We start from the raw sequence: 12,363 nt of genomic DNA, 5'->3' as shown, positions 1-12,363 counted from the left end.
GGCCCCCCCCCCCCACACCCACCCCTAACGCGGGGGGCGGGGCGACCACCCATCTGTTCCCCACCCCCCGCGCCCGCCCCCCCCCGCCCGCCCCCCACCACTGCACCTCCAGCAGCGACCGGATCTCCTCGGCGGCCGACCGCAGTTCCGCGAGGAAGATCCGCAGCAGCGGGTTGCGGTTGGTGGACCGGGTGGCGACCCCGATGCGCCGGTGCAGTCGAGGGTGGTCCAGTCGGCAGACGTGCACGCCGGTGGTGTCGCCGAGTCCGAGGGCCGGGACGAGTGCGATGCCCATGCCCGCGCGAGCCAGATTGATCGTGACCTGGTAGTGATCGCTGCGGCAACGGACCCGGGGCCGGAAACCCTCGGCCGCGCACGCGCGTTCCAGGACCGGTTCGCCGGTGTGACCGCCGTGCGTACCGATCCAGCTCTCCCCCTCCAGGGCGGCGAGCCGGACCGTGGCGTGCCGCCCGAGGCGGTGCCGCAGGGGAAGGACCACCAGCTGCGGCTCGTCGAAGAACATCTCCACGTCCACGGCCGCCTGCCGGCACCAGGGGTCCAGCGGATGCTCGAAGACGACGGCGGCGTCCAGCCGGCCCGCCTCCAGGTCGGGCACCAGCTCGTGCGGCTGCCCGAGGATCAGTTCCAGCTCGACCTGGGGCCGATTCGCCGCGAAGCCCGACAGGGCCCGGGGCAGCAGCTCCAGGCCCGAGGACGCGAAGAAGCCCAGCCGCAGGACACCGGCCTCGCCCTCGGAGTGCGCCCGCAGGTCGTCCTGTGCGACGGCCATCAGATCGGCGACCGCCTGCGCGTGCTCGGCCAGTCGCACCCCGGCCGCGGTCAGCCGCAGGCTCTGCGGCTGACGTTCCACCAACGCCACGCCGAGCTCCTGCTCCAGCCGGGCGAGTTGATGCGAGATCGCGGACGGGCTCAGATGCAGCGCCTGGGCCGCGGCCACGATGGTGCCGGTACGGGATATCTCCAGCAGGACGAGCAGTCGGGCACTGTTCAGCATCGGGTCAGGTTAGGCCGTGCCGACGCACTGCGCAGCTCCGGCACCGGACCGTACCGCCTCCGCCGCCGGGAGCCCGGCGGGCTCGTCCACGTCCAGGCGCAGCAGGTCCTCCTCGGTCTCCCGGCGCACCACGGTGCGGGCGCGGCCGTCGCGTACGAAGACGACGGCGGGGCGCGGCAGCTTGTTGTAGTTGGAGGCCATGGCGTATCCGTAGGCGCCGGTGACCGGCGTGGCCAGGAGATCGTCCACCGCGACGTCGGCGGGCAGCGCGGCCTCGTCGACGATCACGTCGCCGCTCTCGCAGTGCTTGCCGACCAGCCGTGCCCGCATGGGCCGGGGGGCGCGCGGGCTGCGCGGCAGGAACACCTCGTAGCGGCTGCCGTACAGGGCCGGGCGCAGGTTGTCGCTCATCCCGCCGTCCACGCCGACGTACGTCCGCACGCCCTCGATCCGCTTGATCGTGCCCACCCGGTAGAGGGTCAGCCCGGCGCGGGCGGCGATGGACCGGCCGGGCTCCACGGTCACCGAGGAGCCCCAGCCCGCATCGCGCACGGCGGTGCGCACCCCGGCCGCCCACTGGGCGAACGACGGCGCGGTCTGTCCCGCCTCGTACGCGACGCCGAGGCCGCCGCCGACCGTGAGCCGGTGCATCCGTGTGTCGGCGGCGAACCGGGCGACGGCCGCGGCGCCGGCCGCGAGCTCCGCTGTGTCCAGCACCTGCGATCCCACATGCGCGTGGACGCCTTCCAGGATCATCGCCGGGGAGCCGGCAGCCCGGCGCACGGCGGCCGCGGCGGTTCCGCCGGCGAGGCCGAAGCCGAACTTCGAATCGTTGCCACCGGTCCGGATCGCCTCGTGCGCGCCGGCGGCCACTCCGGGTGCCACCCGCAGCTGGATCCGGGCGGGCGGCAGGTGTTCCTCGGCATGCAGGCGCTCGATGCGGTCCATCTCGTCGAAGCTGTCGACCACCACGTGCCGCACCTGGGCGGACATGGCCGTGCGCAGTTCCGCCTCGTCCTTGTTGTTGCCGTGCAGGACGATCCGCCCGGCCGGCACCCCGGCGTGCAGCGCGACCCGCAGCTCGCCGCCGGAGGCGACATCGAGCAACAGCCCCTCTTCATGGGCCAGTCGGGCCATGGCCGTGCACAGGAAAGCCTTGGAGGCGTAGGCGACGTGGTCCCGGCCGAAGGCGGCAACCGCCTCCTGGCAGCGCCGGCGCAGATGCTCCTCGTCGTACACGAAGAGCGGTGTTCCGAAACGTCGCGCCAGTTCGGTGAGCAGGACGCCACCGACGGCCAGCCCTTCCGGACGGACTTCGGATGTACCGGGCAGCAGGCCCGTTTCGATGGCTGACGTCATGCGTTCCTCCCCGGAAGCCGGCTCGCAGCCATCCTGCGGCCTGAGCAGGGGGTCATAAAAGCGCATTCTTCTATGGCTGAGCCTCATGACTTTCGATGCTCGCTCGGTGCGGATCGCTCCGGCCGAAGGCCGGCGCTGCAAGCGGGAGCGAGCCGGTCCTGGCCGGCTTCCCATCGTTGCGTTCCGGCGCAGAAGCAGCCGTCCTGCGGCCGACGGGCCTGCGGCGGTTCCGTCGGGGCTGCGGTCCGGTCTCCGCATGGCCGTGCCCGGATCCGACATCGTGCTTCCGGTCAGCGGATGATGGGGGCGATCCTGCTGAGGATGGCGCGGACGAGGTCGCGGCAGAAACCGAGGCAAGCGACTGAGAAGTCGGCGGCTGCGGCCCGGTTGGCAGGGTGCGAAGAACCTGCGCACGGTCTGTCAGCTGTTGTCGACGACGTGGCGCAGTGCGGCGAGCGCGGATACGCCGACGGATCGTCCCTGGGACAGCGGGGGGCACTGCTCTGCTGTCGAGTCCAGGCGCAGGGGTCGCTGTCACAGCTGGGTGGTATCCATGGGCGGCATGGATACTGATCACGCCGACCTTGATGACCTTGCCGCGCTTCGCGCGGCCCTCGACGTGGACGACGGTGGTGAATCGGCGCTGGGCTGGGACGCGGTGCACGCCTTCGAGGCGGAGCACGGCATCGTCCTGCCTGAGCCATACCGGACGTTCGTCGCGGAGGTAACCGATGGGTGTTACTCCGGGCCTCCGGATTACGGCCTTGTATCGCTGGCTGAGCTGCCCGATGACTGGGGAGCCGGCAGGCCGGCGCGCGACTTGAGTAAGCCCTTCCCTCTGACTGAGAGTTGGATATGGGACGAAGACGCCAGACCGTCTGAGGAGATCGATCCCATCCTGGAGCAGGTCTTCGACCACGGGTCGATCGTGCTCGGTACTGACGGCTGCGGAATGTACTGGCACCTCGTCGTGACCGGACCCCATCGAGGCCACATCTGGAACATCAGCGGCGAGGGCGCCGTTCCGTTCGGAGCGGGGTTCGGGTTCACCACTGGCGAGCCGGGGTTCGCCGGATGGGTCCGGCATTGGGCCGCCGGTAAGCCGTGGTTCGACGCTGCGTGATGCGTTGGGTGTGGGAATCGACGCCGCTCTCTCCCGCGGGTATTGACTTCTTCACTCGGTCAGGGGAACGACGCCCGATGGAGTGCCCAGCTCCAGCGCCCTGAGGGTGGGTCCAGCGGGAGTGGGTGTGTCTGCAGGTCGTTCTGTGAGAGCGATGACTGCGTCCCAGTGGCCTTCGAGGGCTTCTTTCCGTTCATCTTCGCTGAGGAACGCGCGTTGAGGAGTTGGGCCACGATGGTGGTACGGGCCCGGTAGCTGGTCAGCTGTTCGGGCACGACCGGTTCGGCTGGGTACGTCGACCGGGTGCGGGAGCGCATCGCGCCCTTCACGCTCACCCGCCCGTACGCGCGGGGCTTCCCCGCCCGGGCGCTGAGTGCCGATCTGGGTACCGCGCAGTTGGCGACCTTCTCCTTCCCGCCCCTGGGTGCCGTCCGCACCTCCAAGCACATCCGGCACGACGCCCCGGGACGTACCAGCTGGCGCCGATCCGGAGCGGTCAGCTGCGCGTCCTCCCGCGGTGCGACGAAGTGGCGCTGCGAGCCAGTGGGATGGTGCTGTTCTACAGGTCGCCTCCGCTGGGCGCGGAGTTCCAGGACGTCGGGGGTACGGCGGTGGTCACACCGCTGCGGCTGCCCCCTGGCCGCCCTGCCGCTGCCGCAGTACCAGGCCGACCGGCTGTTGTCCCGCCCGTTGTCCCCGCAGGTGCCACCGGCTCGCTGCTGCGGCGTCTGAGGATCAACAGCAGGCAAGCATAGGTACCCGGACGTCGATATCAAGAGTTGCGTGGGGCTACCAGGCCGGATTCGTAGGCGAGGACAACGAGTTGGGCCCGGTCACGGGCGTGGAGCTTGGCCATGGCCCGGTTGATATGAGTTTTCGCGGTCAGCGGGCTGATCACCATACGGCCCGCGATCTCGTCGTTGGACAGGCCCTGCGCGACCAGCACGACGGCCTCGCGTTCCCTGCTGGTCAGCTCTTCCATCTTCGTGCCGCAGTCAGTGGGGAGCGGCTGGGTGACGTACCGGTTGATCAGCTTGCGGGTAATCGAGGGGGCGAGCAGTGCGTCGCCGCGCGCGGCTACGCGTACGGCATGCAGGAAGTCTTCTGGCACGATGTCCTTGACCAGGAATCCGGCAGCGCCGGCGCGCAGCGCGTTGAAGACATATTCGTCCAAGCCGTAGTTGGTCAGGATGACGACATGCACCCCGGCCAGGGCCGGGTCCGCGGCAATGCGCCGGGTCGCCTCGATGCCGTCGATGACCGGCATCCGGATATCGATGACCGCGACGTCGGGCAAGTGCTCTTTGGCAAGCTCCAGGCCCTCGCTGCCGTCGGCAGCCTCGGCCACCACCTCGATGTCGTCCTCAAGGTCGAGGAGCGCGCGGAATCCGCTGCGGATGAGCGGCTGGTCGTCGACCAGCAGGACACGGATCATGAGGTTCGGTCCAGAGGAAGTTCGGCATGGACGGTGAAGCCGCCCTCGGCGCGCGGTTCGGCGCACAGTCGGCCGCCGAGGGCGGTGACGCGTTCGCGCATGCCGAGCAGCCCGACGCCGGGCGTCGGCGCGATGGCTGGCGTGGCCTTGCCGTCGTCATCAATGCGTATCGCGAGAGCATCCGGACGGCAGTCGATCCGGACCGACGCCGTGCCGACGTCCGCGTGACGGGCGATGTTGGTGAGCGACTCCTGAACGATCCGGTAGACGGTCCGGCCTACTGCGGCCGGCACGTCGTGCCGCTGTCCCTCAATCGTCAACGTCGCCTGCAGGCCGGCCCTACTTGCTCGTTCCACCAGTTCCGGGACGTCGCCGAGCCCATGTGGCGGGACCGTGTCGTCGTCGCGCAGCGCCTCCAGGGTCGCGCGCAGTTCCCTGCTCGCCTCTCGACCGGCCTCCTGGATCGCCAGCAGGGCCTCCGGCACCCGTTCGCCACGTCTGCGGGCCACATGGACGGCGACTTCGGCCTGCACCTTGATGACCGAGATCTGGTGGGTGAGCGAATCGTGCAGCTCCCGCGCGATACGTAGCCGCTCCTCGTCGGCGCGGCGCCGCGCGGTCTCCTCCCGGGTGCGCTCGGCCTCATCCGCCCGCCGCTCGGCCTGCCGCAGCGCTTCACCCGCGGCGCCGGCCGCGATCAGCCAGGCCAGTTCCAGGGCGCCTCGGGCCTGCGCGAACGCCTCGCCCGTGTCGTGCAGGCCCGAGGCCAGAGCCGCGAGCGGAAGCATGGCCAGCATGGCCACGCTCGCCGCCACCGTGATGGTTCGGTGTCCCGCCCGTACGGCCGCGTACACCGCGAACAAGTACGCGACAGCAGGCACGTCGAAGCCGGCCGCCTGGCACCCCACCGCGCACAGCCCGGTGACGGCCAGGACGGGAACCGGGGCCCGGCGGCGCGCGGCCAGCGCCAGCCCACCGGCCGTCAGCAGCGCGTACCCGAGCAGGTCGAGGTGAGTGGCGGAACGCTGCCCGGACAGCCCGGTAACCAGCAGCACCGCCGCTACGCCGACAGCGATGGCCCAGTCTCCGACGCGGGCCCGGACACCGGCCTCACCTGCACTCATACGCGCACCCTAGCTGGCTGCCGCCGCGGGCGCGTCCCCCTCGTGGACCAGCGGCCGGCTACCGCACACGCAGTACCTTCGCACCTCCTGCGGCGTCCGCGGCAGCTGGATGCGGCACCGGCGTCAGTACAGAGTGTCTGCGTCCGCCAGACGACCGGGAACGGGTCCGGCAGACATCCTCAGGCGAGACCCAGTCGCAGGAAGAGAAGGAGCACCTCATGTCTGTTCGTCGCCTGCTTGCCGCCGCCGCAGCCGCCATGCTCGGAGGCATCTGGCTTGCCGCACCGGCGGCCGCACACGCCTCGGTCCAGCCGGTCGCCGCCAGTTTCTACGACCTCAGCCTCGGGCGGCTCGGGGCCAGCACGGGCGCCCTGTTGGGGCTGACCGGCGTGGTCATCGCCGGGCTGGCACTGGCCCGCCCCGCCAGTCGTCTCGGCGCTGCCAACGGATCGCTCGGCGCCATGGTGGCCATGGCGGCGGGGCTGATCAGCATGGCCCTCGGCGGGCTGGTCGCGGCCACCGCCGACGGTGGTCTCGGCACCGGCAACGGTCTGGGCGGGGCCTACGTGGCCATGCTGGTGGGGCTGATCGGCACGGCCCTGGGCGGACTGGCTCTGACCCGCTCCCGCCGCACCGGCTGACCGCAACGGATGCGGGCACACGTTCGGGTCCGCCTGAAGGCCAATCAGATGCCGCCGAGTACCTGCCCTGTCGAAACTCGTGAACTTTTAGACTCGCCGAAGGAAGCAGGCTGTCCCCCCAACTGGTGAACAAGTGCTGTCCGTTCACGAGTTCTGGCTCAACTTCTGTGCAGCGGCCACTGTGAGTGACAGCTGAGCGTCTCGGGACAGCTTCGGAAGTCGCCCGAAAATCGGCCGTCGCCCCGGCGGTTGGGCTGAAAGTCCGGGCCGTGGAAGAGGTTGCACTCCGCTTGGAGGAGCTGTTGTTCCCGTCGGTCGCGGACATCGCGGTGCTGTCGGCAGACGTGAATATCGAGATAGTGCGCGTTGACGCGCAATGCACCCCGGGTCGGCGCCACCTACCCGGGGTGCGGGGCCAGGTCTACCCGGGTTCATAGCTCCTACCTGCGGTTTCCCGCTGACGCACCGAGCGCCGGACGAAGAGTCGTGCTCCAGTTACGAGTTCGGTGGTATCGGTGCCGCAACACTATGTGCCCCCGCCGGACCTTCTTGGAACAGATACCCGGCCTCACAGGGCGAGCTTCTGGCGGGACTCGTGGCGGCTCATGGCGATGGTCCGCTCCGCGCCCAGCTCCTTGGCCGCGATGACACCGCGCAGCCCTACGGCACCGTCACCGGCGACGACAGCGGTGGAGCCTGGCGTGACCTCGGCGGCGTCGGCGGCCCACCAGCCGGTCCCCATCACGTCGGAGACGGCCAGCAGACCGGGCCAGAACCGCTCGTCGGGCGTCTCGTCGGTGGCGACCAGAGTGCCCTGCGCGTTGGGAATGCGCACGTAGTCGGCCTGGCAAGTACTCATGAACTCCCGGTGCAGGCAGCCGGACTGGAAGCCGTTACGGCAGTTCACGCAGGTGTTGTCCGAGGTGGCGAACGAGCCGACGACGAACTGCCCCGGCTTGACCGAGGTGACCTCGCTGCCGACCTCCTCCACGAAGCCGACGTACTCGTGCCCCATCGGATGCGGGTCACCGATCGGCTCCAGACCGCGGTAAGGCCCCAGGTCCGAACCGCACGCACAGGTGACGGCCGTCCGGGTGATCGCGTCGGTCGGCCGGAGGATCTACGGATCGTCCAGCGTCTCGAAGCGGATAGGAGTTCCTTACGTGCTGAGGCGTGCGCCGTCGGGGTCTGCCGTCGGCTCCGGGTGCAGGGCCGAGCCGGGCGCAGGCGGCGAGCCACCCGCGAGCCGGGGGTGGGCTCCTCACCGGCCGCCTTCACGGCCGGAGGGGAAGCGCCACGCCTCCTCGGGCGGGACCGGCTCACCGCGAAGGGCGACTGCACCAGGGCAGGACTGGGGGCCCGGTGTGCCGCGAACGTGTTCCCCCACCCCCGGAACGCCCCCGACCGATGTCAGTGCCGTCTGTCAGGCCGCGCGGACGCTCGGCGGTGACCTCACCTCGGAGCCGGTGCCACCGCCGAGCACCCCCGCGGTCCCAGCCAGCGCGGCCGACACCGTCGCTGCCCTCCGCCCTGGCGCGCACCGGCCCACCCGGCTGGCGCGGCAGTATGAGGCCCTGGAACCGGGACTTCGTCATGTAGGTACCGGTCGGCACCTCGCGCAGCACGAGTATCGGCGAAATCCCTTGGTCCGGCATGACTTTTCCCCTTCCTGATGCACCGGGTTCATCTGCCGCTGCACCGGATGCCTTCCGCCCACCCAATCCCGCTCGTTTCCACGTACTCGATCAGCAGCCCGGCGAACCTCCCCGGTCACAGCACGGGTTGGCCACACTGGGCGTCCCGGTTGCCCTCAGGGCAGCGACGCAATCGCCCGCGTCATGCGTCGAAGCGGTGGCGGGCGGCCTCGATGTGACCGAGGTACTGATGGGTCCAGGCGCACATTCCATCGACCGTCGCTCTCAATGCTCGACCCGACTCGGTAAGGGTGTACTCGACCCGCGGCGGCACGGTGGGGTGCACGGTCCGGTCGGCCAGGCCATTGCGTTCCAGCATGCGCAGGTTCTGGGTGAGCATCTTGTGGCTGATCCCCTCGATCCCGTTGCGCAACTCGCTGAAGCGCAGGGTGTTCTCGCCGAGGGTCTCGACGATCAGCAGCGCCCACTTGTTGGCGATGTCCGAGAAGATCTCCCGCGCCAGGGAGTCCGCGCGCGTCAGGTCCGCGTCTTCCTCGGGCGAACCCATGAACTGCTTCTTGGTCACCATGAGGTTCCCCAGTTACTAAAAAGTGCGTTCTTCCACGTCAGCAGGCACTCTCCTACAGTTCCTGAGTAACCACAAGTGACCAAGAGTCTCGGCTCGCCCGCCCTGGGCCCCGGGCCCTCTCACAAAAGGAGACAGACATCATGGCCGTCACCCTGGTGAACCCCGCAGGACTGCCGGAGATCGACGCCTATCGGCAGGTGTCGGTCGCGACCGGATCAAAGCTGGTCTTCATCGCCGGGCAGGTCGCCTTCGATGCCGACGGAGCCACGGTGGGCGAAGGCGATCTCGCCGCTCAGGTCGAGCAGAGCTACCTCAACATCGGCACCGCCCTGGCCGGGGTCGGCGCTTCCTTCCAGGACGTGTCCAGGCTGACCGTCTACGTCGTCGACTGGACTCCCGACAAGATGCCCCTGTTCCTGGAAGGGGTATCCCGAGCTGCCGCGAAACTGGGGGTCAAACCGCTCGCGCCGGGCACGCTGCTCGGCGTCGCGGCACTGGCCTCCCCCGACTACCTGGTCGAAGTCGAAGCCACTGCGGTCATCGACTGAGCACATGCAGGCCTGGATACCACGCTGTTCATGGCGGACCGGGAGCAGTTGAGCGCCATCCCGTGGAGAACCGGGCCCAAGCACCGGGCGACACGACCCGGCCGCCGGATCGGGAGTCTGCATGGTGCGCAGAGTACTGCTGTTCTGCCACCGTCTGCGGGTCGGCCGACAACGTGGTGGACGCAGGGTTCTTCGCGATCACTCGCACAGTGATGGACGGCACCAAACCCGCTCCGACCAGCCCCTGCACCCAACGCAGTCGGCCCCGGCCATCGTGCACCGGGCCTCTATCAGTGCCTCCTCATCGTTCACGTCGACCGACAGCACCCCGACATCCGCGATCGACGGGAACAGCAGCTCCTCCAGCCGGAGCACCATCTCTTCCACGGACCCGAACCCTGAGCACGACCGCCAGAGCGGCCACCAACCGTTACTCACGGTGCACGTTTCACGGAAAGTGAGGCGGAGCCGCTCTTCTGGAGGCAGTCGTTCCGGGCCGAGTCCGAGGTTCATGAGAACGGGCAGCACCTCGCCCGGCACAAGCGTGGTCGGGCGAGGTGAGCCTGTCGGTGTGGCTGACAGGGGCCGCTCTTGCGGGCTGGTTCCCGTGGGCAGCCGGTGCCGGGTCAGCTCAGCCGGGTAGCGGCGTACGCCTCGATGGCGTCCCGCTGGTATGCGGCCAGGCCCGGTGCGATCGTTTCGTACGCGGCGCGCCAGGCGTCGTTGTCCACGCACGAGCGTCCGATGGCGCGGTACTCCTCGGCAGAGACGGCCCGCAGTTCGGTCAGGGCCCGGTACTGGGCGTCGATCTCGGCCTGCACGGGCTCGGCGTCGGCAAGGAGGCCGGCGGCCATCAGCTCCGCCAGCCGGACCATCTGCGCCGTGCGCTCGCGCTGCCCGGCCTCGACGTCCTCCGATGTCATCGTGGCGACCCTGCGGGCGACCTCCTCGGCATGCTCGGGGAAGGCATGCAGGCTCTCCTCGTACTGGGAGGGCTGGATGCCCTCGAACAGGTTCTCCGGTCGATTGATAGCGGTCATGGCTGTGCCGTCCTTCCTGGACTGCTCCAGATCGGCGATCGTGCGGGCGACGGTGCCGGCCAGGGCCTCGAGCCGGTCCCTCTCGGCGAGAAGGCGCCGGTGGTGGCCGCGCAACGCTTCCACCTCGTCGACCTGCTCGGCCAGGATCCGGCCGATCTCCGGCAGCCCCAGGCCCAGCGCCCGCAGTACGAGGATCTGCTGGAGCAGCAAGAGCTGGTGCTCCTCGTAGTAGCGGTGGCCGTTGGCCCCGATCCGGGCGGGCGGCAGCAGGCCGATCTCGTCGTAGTGCCGCAGGGTCCGGGCCGTCACGCCCGATATCCGGGCGACCTCCGCGATAGGCCGGTCCATCGCCGCCTCCCTCACAATCGCGTCACCGGGCCGGTCTCTCCGGCCCTGTTCAGGACGGTAGAAGCTGCCGCAGCGACAACTTCAACCCTGGAACCCCGAGCTCAGCCGGGTTCGGCTCTGCGACCCTGCAGACGGCGCCTACGGCCGCCCCGGGTGAAGGCCGACTGCTGTCGAGACTCGTCAACAGTTCGCTCCAGGCATGGCATCCCGGTGCCTCCACAACCGCCGTCGAAACGCGGCCCTCTGTCGCAAACACAGCCACGCGGCCATTGTCGACCGCCGCACGTTCAACGGCACCATCATCGAGACCGGCATCGACTCCCACCGCCTCACCCGCACCCGGGCAGGGACGGAGAGAACCGGTCAAAGCCGGCGACCCAGCAGCCTAAAGCTCGCCGGCTGAGCAAGGTTCAGTAAGCGCGGCGTGGGACGGCCCAGCTGCCCCAGTCGGCGCTGGTCGCGACGGCATGCCATTCTCCGGGCAGGGCGACGACGTCTGCCGCAGGCAGTGCAGTGGACCGTCCTCGCCGAGCCGGCTGATCCACAACAACACGCCGTTGGGAGCCAGTACACGGGCTGTTGCGGCGGGATACAGGAGCATGTCGATCGCGGCGACGGCCGAGACCTGAGCATCGGCCGGCGGGAGGGCGGTGGCGTCGGCGCGCACGCGCTCCGGTGAGCGCCCGACGGCTTGGCTCAGCATCTGCTCGGAGAGGTCCACGCTGATCACATGGGGGAAAGTGCTGCGGAGCAGCTGGGTGAACAGGCCAGTTCCTGACCCGAGTTCCAGGCATGCACCATCAGGAAAAGGGCCGCCGTGGTCCTGGGCACCGCCTTGACCGGGCTCCTGCCATGGGGGCCTGCCTGGCCCGGACGAGATCGAGGCGGGCAACTCCCGGCACGCCCGCTCCACGGCCCCACACGTATCGAGCCGGTCCGCGCCCCCGCCCATGGCACCCGACCCGCCTGCATCCAGCACGGCGTGGGGAGACTTCTTGCCCACACCCCTTGCGACCCGCAAGGCGGCGTTCCGCTCGTGGCCATGGGCGCGGGCGCCCGGCATTCGGCTCAGCGGGGGGGGGCGTCGAGCACGGTGTCCGGGTCGCGGGTGTCCGCAACTTCGGGGAACGCGACCCCATCGTGACCGAAACCTCCCCGGGTCGGACGAGCAGCCAGACGGCCGCGCAGGCGGCACTGATCAAGCCGAGCACGGCCACCAGGCAGCTGCCCGATCCTGCCGTGCTCCCTGACCCGCCCGGCGCGTGCCCGGAGGCCTGTCTGTACTCCTCGTACTTGTCCCCCAGCAGGCGCCGCATGTCCTGTTGCAGCGCGGTCACCACCACGGGCGGCGGGTTCTCCGGCCCTCGACCGGCGATGGTGGCGAACCATTCCTCCAACACGTCTCCCGCGCCGGGCCGGTGGGGTGTCATGCAGGGCCACTCGGGAGTGCATATCGGAGATCGGCCCCGAGTCGCTCGAACTCCGAGGACGGGTAGGTCAGATGAAC

10 protein-coding genes and 2 pseudogenes are annotated in these 12,363 nt (G+C 69.8%); 4 read left to right on the top strand and 8 right to left on the bottom strand.

The window, feature by feature from the left end:
* Together ABZY11_RS10600 and lysA are read right to left on the bottom strand one after the other, a co-directional pair.
* Nucleotides 1-1,015: LysR family transcriptional regulator (locus ABZY11_RS10600; RefSeq protein WP_356478772.1), on the bottom strand; the 1,015-nt coding region annotated here is incomplete at its 3' end.
* A gap of 9 nt (nt 1,016-1,024) precedes the next feature.
* On the bottom strand, nt 1,025-2,374 hold the full coding sequence (lysA, locus tag ABZY11_RS10595; protein WP_356478771.1) for a diaminopimelate decarboxylase: 1,350 nt from the start codon (nt 2,372-2,374) through the stop codon (nt 1,025-1,027).
* 562 nt (nt 2,375-2,936) lie between these two features.
* Between lysA and ABZY11_RS10590 the strand changes: the two genes are divergently transcribed.
* Nucleotides 2,937-3,497: an SMI1/KNR4 family protein gene (locus ABZY11_RS10590; protein ID WP_356478770.1), complete on the top strand. Its 561-nt coding sequence runs from the start codon at nt 2,937-2,939 to the stop codon at nt 3,495-3,497.
* Between the two features lie 772 nt (nt 3,498-4,269).
* Here ABZY11_RS10590 and ABZY11_RS10585 read toward each other — a convergent pair.
* Together ABZY11_RS10585 and ABZY11_RS10580 are read right to left on the bottom strand one after the other, a co-directional pair.
* Entirely contained in the window at nt 4,270-4,932 is a 663-nt protein-coding gene (locus ABZY11_RS10585) for a response regulator transcription factor (RefSeq protein ID WP_356478769.1), read from the bottom strand.
* On the bottom strand, nt 4,929-6,056 hold the full coding sequence (locus ABZY11_RS10580) for a histidine kinase (protein ID WP_356478768.1): 1,128 nt from the start codon (nt 6,054-6,056) through the stop codon (nt 4,929-4,931). Before ABZY11_RS10580 ends, ABZY11_RS10585 begins: the two co-directional genes overlap by 4 nt.
* Before the next feature lie 218 nt (nt 6,057-6,274).
* Between ABZY11_RS10580 and ABZY11_RS10575 the strand changes: the two genes are divergently transcribed.
* The gene (locus tag ABZY11_RS10575; protein ID WP_356478767.1) at nt 6,275-6,697 is read left to right on the top strand and encodes a DUF6223 family protein; all 423 of its coding nucleotides are present in this window, start codon (nt 6,275-6,277) and stop codon (nt 6,695-6,697) included.
* Nucleotides 6,698-7,138: 441 nt separating this feature from the next.
* Nucleotides 7,139-7,246: pseudogene (locus tag ABZY11_RS10570) on the top strand (hypothetical protein); the annotation flags it as partial.
* Nucleotides 7,247-7,268: 22 nt separating this feature from the next.
* Here the strand turns inward: ABZY11_RS10570 and ABZY11_RS10565 are convergent.
* Both ABZY11_RS10565 and ABZY11_RS10560 read right to left on the bottom strand, forming a co-directional pair.
* A pseudogene (locus ABZY11_RS10565) lies at nt 7,269-7,817 on the bottom strand (alcohol dehydrogenase catalytic domain-containing protein); the annotation flags it as partial.
* A 716-nt stretch (nt 7,818-8,533) separates the two neighbouring features.
* On the bottom strand, nt 8,534-8,920 hold the full coding sequence (locus ABZY11_RS10560) for a helix-turn-helix domain-containing protein (RefSeq protein WP_356478766.1): 387 nt from the start codon (nt 8,918-8,920) through the stop codon (nt 8,534-8,536).
* A 140-nt stretch (nt 8,921-9,060) separates the two neighbouring features.
* Here ABZY11_RS10560 and ABZY11_RS10555 point away from each other — a divergent pair, with 140 nt between their 5' ends.
* The gene (locus tag ABZY11_RS10555; RefSeq protein ID WP_356478765.1) at nt 9,061-9,468 is read left to right on the top strand and encodes a RidA family protein; all 408 of its coding nucleotides are present in this window, start codon (nt 9,061-9,063) and stop codon (nt 9,466-9,468) included.
* Nucleotides 9,469-10,094: 626 nt separating this feature from the next.
* Here ABZY11_RS10555 and ABZY11_RS10550 read toward each other — a convergent pair.
* Together ABZY11_RS10550 and ABZY11_RS10545 are read right to left on the bottom strand one after the other, a co-directional pair.
* A complete protein-coding gene (locus tag ABZY11_RS10550) occupies nt 10,095-10,856 on the bottom strand; it encodes a MerR family transcriptional regulator (RefSeq protein WP_356478764.1) in 762 nt (253 codons plus the stop codon).
* Between the two features lie 385 nt (nt 10,857-11,241).
* The gene (locus ABZY11_RS10545) at nt 11,242-11,808 is read right to left on the bottom strand and encodes a class I SAM-dependent methyltransferase (RefSeq protein WP_356478804.1); all 567 of its coding nucleotides are present in this window, start codon (nt 11,806-11,808) and stop codon (nt 11,242-11,244) included.
* Between the last annotated feature and the right edge of the window lie 555 nt (nt 11,809-12,363).

Source organism: Streptomyces sp. NPDC006510 (assembly GCF_040611955.1).
Classification (GTDB): domain Bacteria; phylum Actinomycetota; class Actinomycetes; order Streptomycetales; family Streptomycetaceae; genus Streptomyces.
Note: the sequence above shows the minus strand (reverse complement) of the source record. Positions and strands in the feature narration are given on the sequence as shown.